This is a genomic window from Actinomyces oris, assembly GCF_001937665.1.
Classification (GTDB): domain Bacteria; phylum Actinomycetota; class Actinomycetes; order Actinomycetales; family Actinomycetaceae; genus Actinomyces; species Actinomyces stomatis.
In genome coordinates this window covers 1-14,791 of the sequence record NZ_MSKL01000029.1, presented here as the reverse complement: position 1 = coordinate 14,791, position 14,791 = coordinate 1, and the positions used below count along the sequence as shown (strand labels likewise).

The window sequence follows — 14,791 nt, the reverse complement described above, 5'->3', positions numbered from 1 at the left end:
AACACTGCAGCCGTGTGTGACGCCAGCGCCGTTGAGGTTTCGGACCTGATCGAAGTGGATCTGGGCCCGCGGGTCCGTGGGTACTTCACTACCCGCGGTCTGCGGGCTCGTCCCGTTTCCGCTCCGAACGACGTCGGCACTCAGGCTCGGGGAGCCGAAGACGGTAGCGGTGGACGTGAGGACGGGGCCGCCTACGACGGGTGGAACCTGGCGCTCCATGTCGGAGATGACCCGCAACGTGTTCATTGTCACCGTCGTCGACTTGAGGAGCTGCTTGGACTTGAGCAGGGGCGTCACCTGGCCTGGATGAACCAGGTTCACTCCGCCGTTGTGTCCTCCGCCCAGGTCGATGAGGTTCCCACGGCGGATGCACTCGTCCTGGATGCCCGGACGGCCGACGCGTCTGCAGGGTGCTGCGTCCTCGTGGCCGACTGCGTCCCCGTCCTGCTGGCATCCCGGGATGGTGCTCTGACGGCGGCCGTGCACGCCGGGCGGCGAGGCATGCTCGACGGCGTCGTTCCCGCCACGATTGATTTCCTTCAGCGTGCGGGAGCGGAGCCGGCTGACCTGTGGGCCGCAGTGGGCCCCTCGATCTGCGGCTCCTGCTACGAGGTCCCGGATGACATGCTGGCGCTGTCCGCGCAGCGCGAACCTGCATGCGCCTCGCGCACATCGTGGGGCACGCCGGGCCTCGACGTGGCGGCAGGTGTCCTCGCTCAGCTGGAGCGTGCCGGCGTTGGGCACATCAGTGCTGGCCAGTGGTGCACGTACGAGGACTCCCGCTTTTACTCCTACCGACGGGACGGAGTGACCGGCCGCCTGGCAGGTGTTGCAATTCCAAGGTAAAGCCCAGTCTGCTGAGTGACTCCTGGGCGTGACCTACCTGAAACCTGAGGTGGGGGACACGCCGAGTTGAGGTCCCCGTGCGGTGTCGCAGGGGCGGATACCGTCGCAGCACATCCGGAACGCAGGGGACCGGACGAACCAAGGAGCGATAGATGGGCGCGCTGCGCAGTATGACCAGTTTCCTCGGCTACTCGGAGCCGGAGGAGGAGACCTACGAGGACAGCTATGAGGCTGTCGACGCGGGCTACGCCGTGCAGGAGCACGAGCAGGACTTCGTTGACGACGGGTACGAGGACTTCTCCGCCCCGGCTGCTCCCGAGCCCGTTGCTGCTGCCCCGGACCTTCGCCGTATCGTCACGGTTCACCCCTCGACCTACAACGAGGCCAGGATCATTGGCGAGTCCTTCCGTGACGGAGTCCCCGTCATCATCAACCTGACCGGCATGAGCGAGTCTGACGCGCGTCGCATGGTGGACTTCTCCGCCGGTCTGGTCTTCGGCCTGCACGGCGCTATCGAACGTGTCACCCCGCGTGTGTTCCTGCTGACTCCGGCCAGCGTGGAGATCGACGGCGGTGAGGTCGCCGAGGCTCGCGGCCGCTTCTTCAATCAGAGCTGAGCTGACCGGGACGTGAACCTCGTCTCCGTAGTGGCAGGGATCCTGTCGAGCATTTTGAGCCTGTACTTCCTCATCCTCCTGGTCAGGGTCGTACTCGACTGGATTCAGGTCTTCGCCCGCCAGTGGCGGCCCCAGGGGGTCGTCCTGGTGCTGGCCAATCTTGTCTACGCTCTGACGGATCCGCCTCTGCGAGTGATCCGTCAGAGGGTTCCCATGGCGCGCCTGGGAGGGGTCGGTATCGACCTGAGCTTCCTGGTCCTGGTCTTCGGGATCTGGGTGCTTCAGTGGTTCCTCCGACTTCTCATCTGAACAGGTGTGAAGTTGTCAGCGAACCGCTAGAGTGCTGTTCTCACGTCAGCGTGAGATAGCGCGCTTGATGTGGCCTGAACCTCGAGTTCAGGTACTCTGTCCGCATGAGTGACCGGATGCCCGGTGCTCGTGACCTTATCCGTAACGACACCGAGGTGACGACCCATGACGCTGCTGACAGCAGACGACGTCCTCAACAAGAAGTTCCAGGCGACCAAGTTCCGTGAGGGCTACGAGCAGGACGAGGTCGACGAGTTCCTCGACGAGGTAGTCGAGGCTATGCGTCAGCTGGAGGCTGAGAACGCCGACCTCAAGGCCAAGCTCGAGGCCGCCAACCGCCGAGTGGCTCAGCTCGGCGAGGGGGCCGCCATCCCCTCTGCCCCCGCTTCCCCCGTATCTCCGGTTCAGGCAGAGCCTGCCATGTCCATGCCGGCCGTCTCTGCCGGCGAGTCCGGCGGTCAGGGCCCGGCCGCCGCATCCGGCATGCTCGAGCTGGCCCAGCGCCTCCACGATGAGCACGTCGCCAACGGTAAGGCTGAGGGTGAGCGCATCGTCACCGAGGCCCGCTCCACAGGTGAGCAGATCGTGCGTGAGGCAGAGGACCAGCGCAACCGCACCCTCGCCCAGCTGGAGAAGGAGCGTTCCGCCCTCGAGCAGAAGATCGACGAGCTGCGGCGCTTCGAGTCCGACTACCGCACCCGTCTCAAGAGCTACCTGCAGAACCTGCTGGCCAACGTCGAGGACGGCGGCGAGAGCACCATCTCCGGTCTGTGATCCTTCAGGCCGTGATCGCCTCCCGGCTCACCCCCGTGAACACCTCAGGGACTGGCCAACGGAGCCCCATCACAGTGGTCCCCATCCGCTCAGGATGGTCCAGCTCCTCCAGTCGTCAGTGACACGGCCTCCCACGAAGGGCGGCGACCCGCGCGGGTCGCCGCCCTTCGCTGGGTACGCAGCCCATTCGTCACCCGTTCTCCTCTGAGCACAATGCGAGAAAGCCCTATGCCTGACCACGTCGATCCTGCCTCCTCCGTGGAGGAAGCCTCCGGCAGCACCGGTAACACTGACAACGTTGTCTCACTGCCCACAGATAATCCCTTCAGCGCCATGGAGAGATCCATGAAGTCGCAGGAGGATGGGGAGACGGGCAGGAGATGGTCCCAACGCCTCCCGGTGATCGTGCTGTGGCTGGTGGCGGTTGTCATCATCGTCGTGGATCAGGCCACCAAGCAATGGGCGCTCTCGGCCTTGGCCGACGGCCAGCACACAGCGCTGCTCGGTCGCGTGCTGGGGCTGGTTCTGGTGCGCAACCCGGGTGCCGCCTTCTCCTTCGCCACGGGGCAGACGTGGATCTTCGCGCTTATCGCCTCCTTGGTCGTGGTCATCATCATCCGTGTCTCCCGGAACCTGGCGTCCCGCTCCTGGGCGGTGGCTCTCGGCCTGGTGCTCGGCGGGGCGGTCGGCAACCTCATCGATCGTCTCCTGCGGGAGCCCGGTTTCCTGCGTGGTCACGTCATCGACTTCATCGACTACGGCGGCTACTTCGTGGGCAACGTGGCAGACATCGCGATCGTGCTGGCCGCCGCGGGCATCATCGTCCTGTCCCTGGGAGGCTGGGAGATCGACGGCACGCGCGCCGGATCCCAAGACGACCGGGAGACCGGAGGGCGCGGCGCGATGGCTTCCTCAACCCGCCGAGGAGCCCGATCCCGCCGGAAGGACAATGGTGAGACCCCCTCGAACTCATCGGGGTCCTCCGGGGTGTCAGCGCAGTCGACCTCAGCGGAGCCGCAATGAGCATGCGTCTGCTGCCCGTGCCCGACGGCTTCGACGGCGAGCGGGTCGATGCCGCGCTGGCCCGGATGACGGGTCTGTCCCGCAGCCGGGTCGAGGACCTGTGCGAAGCCGGTGACGTGCGCAGGAACGGTGAGAGCCTGGGCAAGTCCGCCCGTCTGCGTGCGGGCGAGCTTCTTGAGGTCGACCTGCCCGAGCCTCGACCCGTCGAACCGGTCGCCACTCCCGTGGAGGGCATGGAGCTGCTCTATGAGGACGAGGACATCGTCGTCGTCGACAAGCCGGCAGGTGTGGCCGCACACCCCTCCATGGGCTGGGACGGCCCCGACGTCCTCGGCGCTCTCAAAGCCATGCACGTCCGAGTGGCCACCTCAGGCGCCGCCGAGCGCCAGGGCATTGTCTCGCGCCTGGACGTGGGCACCTCGGGCGTCATGATCGTGGCCAAGGGGGAGCGGGCCTACTCGGTGCTCAAACGCGCCTTCCGGGAGCACACGGTGGACAAGGTCTACCACGCCCTGGTTCAGGGCCATCTCGATCCCTCCAGCGGCACGATCGACGCACCCGTCGGCCGCCACCCCAGCCGGGAGTGGAAGATGGCCATCATCGAGGGCGGGCGCGAGTCCATCACCCACTACGACGTCATCGAGGCGATGCCCGGGGCCTGCCTTGCCGAGATCCACCTCGAGACCGGACGCACTCACCAGATCCGCGTCCACATGGCCGCCGTCGGCCACCCCTGCGTCGGAGACGCCACCTACGGCGCCGATCCGGCCATGACAGCGCGCACCGGTCTCATCCGCCAATGGCTCCACGCCCGTGAACTCGGCATCGCCCACCCCATCACCGGTGAGCACATGGTCTTCACCTCCGACTACTCCGACGACCTCGTCCACGCCCTCGATGTCCTGCGCCTGCCGTGAACGGGATCGCCGTGGAGGTGAGTGAGCACAGTGACTGATCACGTCCATCGCCCGGCCATGGGCCCGACGGCGAGGTCGAGCGCTGGCGAGGCGGTCTCAGGAGCCCCCGTCCTCGAGATCCGTCCCGCCATGTCGGTCCAGGAGCCCGTTGTCTTCGCCACCGCACGCGGTGACCAGACCGGGGTTGCGGCCGAGCGGTTGCGGAAGGCCCTGGCCGACGTTCGCCTGGAGGTCTTCGTGGGGGAGCAGTCGGTCCCCCTCGTCCAGGAGATGGATGCCCGCGACGACGAGCCCACCACGATCCACCTGCTTGCCAGCGGAGCCGATGGCACGCCCCTGGGTGCCGGGCGCATTCTGCTGGAGCCCGAGCACCCCGGGCGGGTCCATCTGGGACGCCTGGCCGTCCGTAGCATCGCTCGCGGTACGGGGCTCGGGGCCCGCGTCGTCGCGGCCCTCGAGCAGACCGCGCTGAGCCACTCCGGTCGCTCCAGCGTGGAGGTGGTCCTCTCCGCCCAGGAGCGAGCGATGGGATTCTACGAGCGTTGCGGGTACCGGGTCCTCAGCGGCCACCGCTACCTCGACGCCGGCATCTGGCACCAGGACATGGCCCGCATCGTTAGCACCGTTATCGCCACGGGCAGTGACGGCGGCACCGTCTAGGGCCGGCTGCTGACACCCGCGCACGCGTGCACATGCGAAAGACACCAGGACCGAGAGGAGACACGTATGCGTATCGTCATCATCGGTGCCGGTGGCATCGGAGGATGGCTCGGCGCCCACCTGTCTGCCAGTGGCCAGCAGGTCGGGTTCCTCGTTCACGGCCGCACCCTGGCGGCCCTGCGCTCGGGCGGGCTGATGCTGCGCGACTGCTCCGGAGGAGAGCCCGGTACCGTGACCGCCCGCATCGAGACACCACTGGCCAGTGATGACCCGGTGGCTCTCACCGGCACTCTGGGCGGTGACCCGGACCTGGTCTTCGTGACCACGAAGGTCGATGCGCTGCCGCAGCTGGCTCCTGCTCTCAGGCGCCTGACCGGCTCCACCACTGGCGTCGTCTCCACCCAGAACGGGATCAGCGCGCCCGAGCTGCTCGCCGACGCCGTCGGGAAGGAGCACGTCCTGCCCGGAGTCGCCCGCGTGTACTCCGCCATCATCTCGCCCGGCACCGTGGGTACTGTCGGCAACACCGGCTCCCTGGCCCTGGGGGAGTGGGACGGCGGTGCCACTGCTCGCAGCAGCGCCGCCGTCGAGGCCCTGCAGGCGGCAGGCATCCGCGCCTGGGTCCCCGACTCCATCTGGGCGGAGCTGTGGCGCAAGGTGTCCTTCGTCGTCGTTCAGGGAGCACTCGGTGCCGCCACGAACGCTCCTATCGGCGTCCTGCGCAGTGATCTGAGAGACACCTTCACCCAGGCCGTGCACGAGGTCGTCGCCGTCGCCGCGGCACTGGGACACGACCTGGCCACCGACGACGCCCCCGACCCGGTCGCTGCGGCCCTGCGCATGGCCGACGCCCAGCCGGCCGGCGCCACCACATCGATGCAGCGGGACATCGCCTCAGGTCTGCCCAGCGAGTTCGACGCCCAGCTCGGTGCCGTGTGCCGCGCCGGCGACGAGGCGGGCGTGCCCACCCCCGTACTCGACCTTGCGCACTGCGTCCTGGCTCCGCGAGAGGCTGCCGCCCGGGCGCGCGGCTGACTCCGGAACGCCTCTTCGGACCAGGAGGGGAGCAGGCCGCCCGCCGGCGGCGGATTTCTCACCCGGCTTACCCGCCACACCGGCAGTGGCCCGTCATGGCCGGGAAACTCCGCCTTCCCACCGGACGGCGCGCTCTGCCCCTCCAGGAGACACGACACCGGGCGGGCCTAGGATGGGGGCATGGCGGAGATGAGCACTCAGGAAGATGCAGCCCCCAAGGACGACTTCGTCCACCTCCACGTCCACACCGACTACTCCATGCTGGACGGCGCCGGGAAGATCAAGGACTACGTGGCCGAGGCCAAGCGGCTGGGACAGCCCGCTCTGGCGATCACCGACCACGGCTACATGTTCGGAGCCTACGAGTTCTACGCGGCAGCCAAGGCCGCCGGCATCAAGCCCATCATCGGGGTGGAGGCCTACATGACGCCGGGCACCTCCCGCTTCGACAAGACCCGTGTCTTCTGGGGCGACGAGTCCCAGAGGAGCGACGACGTCTCGGCCCGCGGCTCCTACACGCACATGACGCTGCTCTCTCGCAACAACGAGGGCCTGCACAACCTCATGCGCATGGACTCCTTCGCCTCCCTGGAGGGCCAGTGGGGCAAGGCACCGCGTATCGACCGCGAGCTGCTCTCGCGCTACGCGGACGGTCTCATCGGCTCTACGGGCTGCCCCTCGTCGGAAGTCCAGACCCGTCTGCGGCTGGGCCAGTGGGATGAGGCCCTGCGCACTGCCGGGGAGCTTCAGGACATCTTCGGCAAGGAGTTCTTCTACGTCGAGCTCATGGACCACGGCCTGGAGATCGAGCAGCGTGTCACCAAGGATCTGCTGCGTATGGCCAAGGAGCTCGGAGCCCCGCTTCTGGCCACCAACGACTCCCACTATGTGCGCCCCGAGGACCGCACCATCCAGGACGCGATGCTGTGCATCAACTCCGGCTCCGTGCTCTCCGATCCCGACCGCTTCAAGTTCGACGGCGACACCTACTATCTGCGCCCCGGCTCCGAGATGCGCCGCCTCTTCTCCGAGATGCCTCAGGCCTGCGACAACACCCTGCTCGTGGCCGAGCAGTGCGAGGTGCACTTCCGCACCGTGGACGAGGGGGCCTCATACATGCCGGCCTTCCCCGTCCCCGAGGGGGAGACCGACGAGTCCTGGTTCATCAAGGAGTGCTGGCGCGGCATGGACCGCAGGTTCAACGGTGACATCCCCGCGGACTGCCGCAAGCAGGCCGAGTACGAGATCAGCGTCATCACCCAGATGGGATTCCCCGGCTACTTCCTCGTCGTGGCCGACTACATCAACTGGGCCAAGGCCCACGGCATCCGGGTCGGACCGGGACGCGGGTCGGGAGCCGGGTCCATGGTCGCCTACGCCATGGGCATCACCGAGCTCAACCCGCTGCGCCACGGACTCATCTTCGAGCGATTCCTCAATCCTGAGCGCATCTCCATGCCTGATATCGATGTCGACTTCGACGAGCGCCGGCGCGACGAGGTCATCGAGTACGTGCGCGAGAAGTACGGCGCCGACCGCATCAGCCAGGTGGTTACCTACGGTGTCATCAAGGCCAAGCAGTCCTTGAAGGACTCCAGCCGCGTCATGGGCTACCCCTACGCGGTCGGCGACAGGCTCACCAAGGCCATGCCCCCCTCGGTCCAGGGCAAGGACATCTCCATCAAGGGCATCTTCAACCCCGACGACGAGCGCTACGGCGAGGCCGAGGAGTTCCGCAGGCTCCACGCCGAGGACCCCGACGCCCAGAAGATCGTCGAGCTGGCCAAGGGGCTGGAGGGCATGACCCGTCAGTGGGGCGTCCACGCCTGCGCCGTCATCATGTCCTCGGCCACCCTGACCGACATCATCCCCATGATGCAGCGTCTGCAGGACGGCGCCGTCATCACCCAGTTCGACTACCCCACCTGCGAGCACCTGGGCCTGCTCAAGATGGACTTCCTGGGACTGCGCAACCTCACGGTCATCTCCGACGCCCTGGAGAACATCGTCGCCAACGGCAAACCCGCCCTGGACATCGACCACGTCGAGCTCGATGACCGCGCCACCTACGAGCTGCTCTCACGCGGTGAGACCCTGGGCGTCTTCCAGCTCGACGGCGGGGGGATGCGCACACTGCTGCGCCTGATGAAGCCCGACAACTTCGAGGACATCTCCGCCGTCGGTGCTCTCTACCGGCCCGGCCCCATGGGGGCGGAGTCTCACACCAACTACGCACTGCGCAAGAACGGCCTGCAGGAGGTCGTCCCGATCCACCCCGAGCTCAAGGATGCCCTCGACCCGATCCTGGGGACCACCCACGGTCTCATCGTGTACCAGGAGCAGGTCATGAAGATCGCCACCGACCTGGCGGGATTCTCCATGGGCAAGGCCGACGCGCTGCGCAAGGCGATGGGTAAGAAGAAGATGGACATCCTGGCCAAGATGTTCGTCGAGTTCGAGGCCGGCATGGTCCAGGCCGGTTTCTCCAAGGAGAGCGTCAAGACCCTGTGGGACGTCGTCGTCCCCTTCGCCAAGTACGCCTTCAACAAGGCCCACTCGGCCGCCTACGGCGTCGTGTCCTACTGGACGGCCTACCTCAAGGCGCACTATCCCACCGAGTACATGGCCGCCCTGCTCACCAGCCAGAAGGACAACAAGGACAAGCTGGCCGTCTACCTGGGGGAGTGCCGCCACATGGGCATCACCGTGCTGCCCCCGGACGTCAACGCCTCACGGGCCCAGTTCTCCGCGGTCGACGAGGACGTGCGCTTCGGGCTGTCCGCGGTGCGCAACGTCGGCATCAACGTCGTCGACGCGATCGTCGCCGCCAGGGAGGAGAAGGGCGAGTTCACCTCCTTCGAGGACTTCCTCGACAAGGTTCCCGCAGTCGTGTGCAACAAGCGCACCATCGACTCACTCATCAAGGCCGGAGCCTTCGACTCCCTGGGACACACCCGGCGTTCCCTGCAGGCCTGTCACGAGGACTTCGTCGACGAGGTCATCGGTGTCAAGCGCAACGAGGCCGCCGGCCAGTTCGACCTGTTCGCCTCCCTCATGGGCGGTCCCGACGACGCCGACGACTCGCCCTTCGGCAACGGCCCGGTCTTCTCCTCCGACGTTCCCAACCTGCCCGAGTGGGACAAGAAGGACAAGCTCGCCTACGAGCGCGACATGCTGGGACTCTACGTCTCCGACCACCCCCTCATGGGGCTGGAGGGACTGCTCGGCAAGCTCGCGGACAAGGAGATCTCCGAGCTCCACGAGAACGATGAGCTGCCCGACGGCGCCATGGTCACCATCGCCGGACTCATCACCTCGCTGACCCGTAAGACCACCAAGCAGGGCAACCTGTGGGCCATCGCCCAGGTCGAGGACCTGGCCGGAAGCGTTGAGGTGCTCTTCTTCCCCCAGACCTACCAGACCGTCTCCACCATGCTGGCCCCGGACACGGTGGTGACGGTGCGCGGACGTCTCAACCGGCGTGACGGGCAGGTCGCCCTGTACGCCCAGGAGATGACGATCCCGGACATCTCCAGCGCCGCCCACGAGGCGGTCCTCATCACCCTGCCCACCAACCGGTGCACCGGGCCGCTGGTGGAGCAGTTCAAGGACGTGCTCACCAAGCACCCCGGCGGATCGACGGTGCGCCTGACGCTCACCAGCCCAGGGCGTGAGGTGCGCACCCAGCTGGACGCCTCGCTGCGGGTGGAGGCCTCTCCTGCCTTCTACTCCGACATCAAGGCCCTGCTCGGGCCGGGTTGCCTGCGCCACTAGCGGTCCTCTCCGGACGAGCGGTCATCGCCTGCCCAGGTGAAGCCGCCGAAGCGACACCGGCCTGCTCGGGCATCGTTGCGGAATGTCTGCTCGTGATCTCGCCGTATCCTGATCAATATGCGACGCGTAGCGGCTCGTTCCTGGTGCGGACCCGTGTCCAGGAACGAGGATCCGGGTTCTGAAGCGGCATTCCAGAAATCGTGCAAACTCCGTGGCGGCTCGCTCTCAGGTGTCGTCCCGTCTTCATCTTGATACTCTCGTGATGTCCACAAGCAGTCGGTGACTGTATTGTCTATGAGGTTATTTGATGAGTGACGAGGATCTGAACCCTCCAACGATGACACAGCAAGAGGAGCGGGACGCCGGCCCGCAGACAGAACAGGCAGGGGAGAACATCCAGGCCGCGGCGGCCGCCACGCCGGCCTTCCAGACCTCCCCGGCAACCGTGAAACGGCGGCAGCGCCATCTGCTCGAGCGCCTGAGGAGATCGGTCTCCCGCCAGCCTCATGACATCGGTGAGGGAATGGACAAGGTGGTCTTCGGCGTCGCCGCGACCGCGACCATCGCGTTCGTGGTGTGGGGTTTCGTCGATCCGCACGGGCTGGGGCGAGTCTCCAAGTGGGCCCTGGGGGGAACGATCAGCAACTTCGGCTGGCTGTTCGTCCTGTCATCAACCCTGTTCGTCGTGTTCATCGTCTTCGTCGCGGCCTCCCGGTTCGGCAAGATTCCACTGGGTGGGGACGCCGAGGAGCCCGAGTACTCCACCGGCTCCTGGGTCTCCATGATGTTCGCCACCGGAATGGGGATCGGCCTGATTTTTTACGGAGTCGGTGAGCCGCTCTACTTCTACATGTCGCCCCCGCCGGACACCGTCGATCCTCAGACGGCCAAGGCCGCCAGCACGGCGATGGGCACCGCGCTGTTCCACTGGACCATCTACCCGTGGGCGATGTACGCCTTGGTGGGGCTCGGAATGGCCTATGGGACCTACCGCCTGGGACGCTCTCAGCTCTTCTCCGCGATGTTCACCTCCCTGTTCGGGCGGCAGGCCATTGACGGGGTCGGTGGGCGCATCATCAATATTTTGGCGATCGTCGCCACCCTGTTCGGATCCGCATGCTCCCTGGGGCTGGGGGCCCTGCAGATCGGGGGAGGCATGGTGTCGACCAATCTCGTCGACAAGGTGAGCTCGGGGATGCTCGTCGCCATTATCGCGGTCCTGACCGCCTGCTTCGTCGCCTCGGCCATCTCCGGTATCGAGAAGGGCATCCAGTGGCTGTCGAACATCAACATGGTACTGGCGGTGCTTCTGGCAATCATCGTCTTCGTCGGAGGGCCCACGCTGTTCATCCTCAACATCATCCCCTCGGCAATCGGCGACTTCATCGATGAGCTGCCCGCCATGGCCTCACGCACCACGGCAGTCGGGAATAAGGACATGTCCGAGTGGCTGTCCTCCTGGACGATCTTCTACTGGGCCTGGTGGATCTCCTGGACGCCCTTCGTGGGCATGTTCATCGCCCGCATCTCGCGCGGCCGCACCATCCGGCAATTCGTTACCGGGGTCATGTTCGTCCCCTCGGTCGTCTCTCTCATCTGGTTCGCCATCTTTGGCGGCGGTGCCATTGGCCTCCAGGAGCGGGCCGAGCGCGCCGGGAGGGCGGCAGACGCCCTCGTCCATCTCAAGGCTGACGGCACACCTGACGTGAACTTCGACACCATCCTGTTCGACCTGCTCAACGCCATGCCGGTGCACAGGGCGGTCCTCATCGTGCTCATGGTGCTAGCGGTCGTCCTGGTGGCGATCTTCTTCGTCACCGGTGCGGACTCGGCCTCCATCGTCATGGGAGGGCTCTCGGAGAAGGGTGCGATCGAGCCGAGCCGTTTCACGGTCGTCTTCTGGGGCGTGGCCACCGGTGGTGTGGCCTCGGCCATGTTGCTCGCCGGAGGAGACGATCCTGCGGAGGTGCTCACTGGTCTGCGGGACATCACGATCGTCTCGGCTCTGCCCTTCGTCTTCGTCATGCTGCTGCTATGCGTCTCGCTCTACAGGGACCTCAACAATGACCCCATGCTGCTGCGGCACTCGCTGGCCAACCAGGTCCTGGTCGACTCGGTGACCACTGCGGTCACGGCCGCCGACGAGCCTCATGAGGTCGAGACCATCGAGCTGCATACCACCTTGTCCTCCACTGCTGCCAGCGAGGACAAGCAGGGCGGTTGTGGCGACGTCGGGCGGGAACCGGCTTCCGACGTCGACGCCAGTGCTGATGGTGGTACTGCCGACTTCGACGGGGAGCAGAGCAGGTAAGCCGTCGCCGTAGATGGGGTCCGGGGTCAGTCCTCGGGCCCCATCTGTTCGACAATGGCGCCGACCTGGCCGGCGGGGTGGTCGACGACGACCACATCGCCGCCGGAAAGATGGTACCCACGACGCATCTCTGTGGCGCCATTGACCATGACGTCCCCGGACTGGATGGCGATACGTGCCTCGGCGCCGTCCTCCACCAGGCCGGCCAGCTTGAGGAACTGGCCGAGCTTGATGCTTCCAGACACTGAGACATTCGGATACCGCGATGTGTTCGGGGGTGTTGCGTGCGTCATAGGTTGATCCTTCCAGAAAGGGGGTGTGGAGCGCACGTCGGGCCAGGTGGCACCTGAGACAGGTCCGTGACTGTGACGTCGGTGAGAGAAGCCTCTCTCGGAAGTAAGCGGATATAACGGATGCTAAACAAAATTTATCACGGTAGGGTAACGGCGTTCTGATCACACTACGGAGACGGAGACACCATGAAGCGTCGAATCGTCGCCCAGATGGCGATACTCGCTCTATCGCTGTCGGCGCCTGTTCTGGCCGTCACGCACGCGCCAGAAGCCGCTGCTGCGGACGGCAGCACCATCCATGTCTCAGCCGAAGGAGGCTCGGACGCGGGAGACGGATCCGCTGCGAAGCCCTTCCAGACCATCAAGGCGGCCCTCAAGAAGGTCGGCAACGGTGACACCATTGAGCTGGCCAACGGCACCTACCGCGAGGGTGAGCTTGCCGTGGACAAGGGCGTGACCATCAAGGCGGCCGAGGGGGCCAAGCCGGTCCTCACCGGCGCCGAGGTCCCCACCAACTGGAGTGCGGGGGGTGACGGAAAGTGGTCCACAGGTAAGGACATGGTCCGCTTCTGCACGGTCTGCACCATCAACGCCGACCCTGCCAAGGAAGGTATCGCCGCTCACCCCGAGCAGGTGTTCGTCGACGGCAAGCCCCTGACCCAGGTGCTCAGCCGTGATGAGGTCACCGCGTCCACCTTCTTCGTCGATGACCCCGATCCGGTCACCTTGAACAACCCGAACAACAACCAGGCCGGCTACAAGGTCAAGCCGCACCGGGGCACCTCCTACGTCATCGGCGTCGACCCCAACCAGCACCAGGTCGAGGTGGTTCAGCACTCTCGCGCGCTGTCCTTCAACGCCGACAACATCGCCCTGTCCGGGCTGACGGTGGAGAAGTACTCCGCGGTGCAGCGTTGGGACTACAACGACCCTGAGATCGGCACCATCTCCGGTGGAGGAATGATCGTGGCTGCGCACGGTGCTCCTCGTATCGAGAACTCCACCTTCCGCTACTCCTCGACCGCGGGAGCGCTGCAGGTCATCGACTCGACCAACGCGGTCGTCTCGAAAAACCTGTTCGAGAACAACGGCTCCAACGCCTTCGGCATCAATGACTCCAGCGGAGCCAAGGTGGAGAACAACCTGTGGAGGAACAACAACACCTCCGGCTTCATCACGAAGGACTGCGGTGCCTACTGCACCCTGGCCGACACCAAGATCACCCACTCCAAGAACATCCGCTTCGCCAACAACACCGTGGACTACTCGGCCACCGGCGTGGACATCTCCGACCCCACGGCCTATGACCAGAACCGGGCTGCGGGTGTCTGGTTCGACGAGGGCGTGATGGACTCTGAGATCGTTGGCAACTACTTCGTCAACGTCCCGGTGGCGATCTTCAACGAGGTCTCCTCCAACAACCTCATCGCCTCCAACATCGTGGCCGGGGCGGGTGTCGGCATCCACATCTCCGGGTCCAATGACACCCGCGTGTGGAACAACACCGTCTCCCACGCTCTCACCAGCCTGTGGGTCCAGGAGGACACCCGCTCCGACGGTTGCAACGCCCGCAACGCCCAGGGTGTGTGCACTCAGGTGCAGAAGTGGAGCGCCGAGCACGGACTGAGCTGGGACACCACCAACACCACGGTGATGAACAACATCTTCTCCTCCGAGCAGACCACCCCCATGCCCGGGGACCCGTGGCGCTACTCGGCCATGGTCCAGGTCCTCGGCGGGGCCAACCAGGACGGCTCCGGCGCGGTCTACGCCAACGAGATGGTTTCCACCATCGACTACGACGCCTACTACCGCCACGAGAACCCCCAGACCCTGTCCACCACGGTCCTGTGGAACTACGGCGCCGACCGCAAGACTCAGTCGGTCAACGCCGAGAAGCTCTCCGACTTCACGGCCAGCTCGAACGTCAAGGCCGCCGGTAAGGAGTCCAACGGTCTGGACCTGCACGGCTCCCCGGAGAACAACCCGTTCTTCGTCAAGGAGTCGGCCAACCCGATGGACAAGACCTCGGACTTCCACCTCAAGGAGGGCAGCCCCGCTTCCGGCAACGGCCACGCCCTGTCTGAGGACGTCGCCAAGACCCTCGGCGTCAACGCCAACGTCGCCGTGAACCGCGGTGCGCTGGTCAACGTAGCCTGGGGCGGCGGCGCCGTCCCCGGTGCCGGGGACGCCCCCGCTGATAACGCCAACAACGGTGGCAAGGCTGACAAC

12 protein-coding genes are annotated in these 14,791 nt (G+C 65.9%); 11 read left to right on the top strand and 1 reads right to left on the bottom strand.

The window, feature by feature from the left end; translation table 11 throughout:
• The first annotated feature begins 12 nt into the window (after window positions 1-12).
• The 10 genes from BKH28_RS11305 to BKH28_RS11260 all read left to right on the top strand — a co-directional run bounded on the left by BKH28_RS11305 (window position 13) and on the right by BKH28_RS11260 (window position 12,266).
• Window positions 13-846, top strand: coding sequence for a polyphenol oxidase family protein (locus tag BKH28_RS11305; protein WP_075418892.1), 834 nt, complete (start codon window positions 13-15; stop codon window positions 844-846).
• A 152-nt stretch (window positions 847-998) separates the two neighbouring features.
• Window positions 999-1,463, top strand: a complete 465-nt coding sequence (locus BKH28_RS11300) for a cell division protein SepF (RefSeq protein ID WP_075418891.1) — start codon at window positions 999-1,001, stop codon at window positions 1,461-1,463.
• Between the two features lie 12 nt (window positions 1,464-1,475).
• Window positions 1,476-1,772, top strand: coding sequence for a YggT family protein (locus tag BKH28_RS11295; protein WP_075418890.1), 297 nt, complete (start codon window positions 1,476-1,478; stop codon window positions 1,770-1,772).
• A 165-nt stretch (window positions 1,773-1,937) separates the two neighbouring features.
• Window positions 1,938-2,546, top strand: coding sequence for a DivIVA domain-containing protein (locus BKH28_RS11290; RefSeq protein WP_075418889.1), 609 nt, complete (start codon window positions 1,938-1,940; stop codon window positions 2,544-2,546).
• 228 nt (window positions 2,547-2,774) lie between these two features.
• The gene (gene lspA / locus BKH28_RS11285; protein ID WP_075418888.1) at window positions 2,775-3,569 is read left to right on the top strand and encodes a signal peptidase II; all 795 of its coding nucleotides are present in this window, start codon (window positions 2,775-2,777) and stop codon (window positions 3,567-3,569) included.
• Window positions 3,566-4,486 carry an RluA family pseudouridine synthase gene (locus BKH28_RS11280; protein ID WP_075418887.1) on the top strand — a complete coding sequence of 307 codons (921 nt, stop codon included), beginning with the start codon at window positions 3,566-3,568 and terminating at the stop codon, window positions 4,484-4,486. Before lspA ends, BKH28_RS11280 begins: the two co-directional genes overlap by 4 nt.
• A 57-nt stretch (window positions 4,487-4,543) precedes the next feature.
• Entirely contained in the window at window positions 4,544-5,146 is a 603-nt protein-coding gene (locus tag BKH28_RS11275; RefSeq protein WP_075418886.1) for a GNAT family N-acetyltransferase, read from the top strand.
• 66 nt (window positions 5,147-5,212) lie between these two features.
• Complete coding sequence (locus tag BKH28_RS11270) at window positions 5,213-6,181, top strand: ketopantoate reductase family protein (protein WP_075418885.1); 969 nt, start codon at window positions 5,213-5,215, stop codon at window positions 6,179-6,181.
• Window positions 6,182-6,361: 180 nt separating this feature from the next.
• The gene (gene dnaE / locus BKH28_RS11265; protein ID WP_075418884.1) at window positions 6,362-9,955 is read left to right on the top strand and encodes a DNA polymerase III subunit alpha; all 3,594 of its coding nucleotides are present in this window, start codon (window positions 6,362-6,364) and stop codon (window positions 9,953-9,955) included.
• Window positions 9,956-10,262: 307 nt separating this feature from the next.
• On the top strand, window positions 10,263-12,266 hold the full coding sequence (locus tag BKH28_RS11260; protein WP_075418883.1) for a BCCT family transporter: 2,004 nt from the start codon (window positions 10,263-10,265) through the stop codon (window positions 12,264-12,266).
• Window positions 12,267-12,292: 26 nt separating this feature from the next.
• Here BKH28_RS11260 and BKH28_RS11255 read toward each other — a convergent pair whose 3' ends face one another.
• Window positions 12,293-12,559, bottom strand: a complete 267-nt coding sequence (locus BKH28_RS11255) for an RNA-binding S4 domain-containing protein (RefSeq protein WP_075418882.1) — start codon at window positions 12,557-12,559, stop codon at window positions 12,293-12,295.
• Window positions 12,560-12,745: 186 nt separating this feature from the next.
• Between BKH28_RS11255 and BKH28_RS11250 the strand changes: the two genes are divergently transcribed.
• Window positions 12,746-14,791: right-handed parallel beta-helix repeat-containing protein (locus BKH28_RS11250; protein ID WP_075418881.1), on the top strand; the 2,046-nt coding region annotated here is incomplete at its 3' end.

Coding starts and splice junctions, on each gene's coding strand:
- BKH28_RS11300 (WP_075418891.1), top strand. CDS start 999: ATGGGCGCGCTGCGCAGTATGACCAGTTTCCTCGGCTACTCGGAGCCG.
- BKH28_RS11290 (WP_075418889.1), top strand. CDS start 1,938: ATGACGCTGCTGACAGCAGACGACGTCCTCAACAAGAAGTTCCAGGCG.
- lspA (WP_075418888.1), top strand. CDS start 2,775: ATGCCTGACCACGTCGATCCTGCCTCCTCCGTGGAGGAAGCCTCCGGC.
- BKH28_RS11280 (WP_075418887.1), top strand. CDS start 3,566: ATGAGCATGCGTCTGCTGCCCGTGCCCGACGGCTTCGACGGCGAGCGG.
- BKH28_RS11275 (WP_075418886.1), top strand. CDS start 4,544: ATGGGCCCGACGGCGAGGTCGAGCGCTGGCGAGGCGGTCTCAGGAGCC.
- BKH28_RS11270 (WP_075418885.1), top strand. CDS start 5,213: ATGCGTATCGTCATCATCGGTGCCGGTGGCATCGGAGGATGGCTCGGC.
- dnaE (WP_075418884.1), top strand. CDS start 6,362: ATGGCGGAGATGAGCACTCAGGAAGATGCAGCCCCCAAGGACGACTTC.
- BKH28_RS11260 (WP_075418883.1), top strand. CDS start 10,263: ATGAGTGACGAGGATCTGAACCCTCCAACGATGACACAGCAAGAGGAG.
- BKH28_RS11255 (WP_075418882.1), bottom strand. CDS start 12,559: ATGACGCACGCAACACCCCCGAACACATCGCGGTATCCGAATGTCTCA.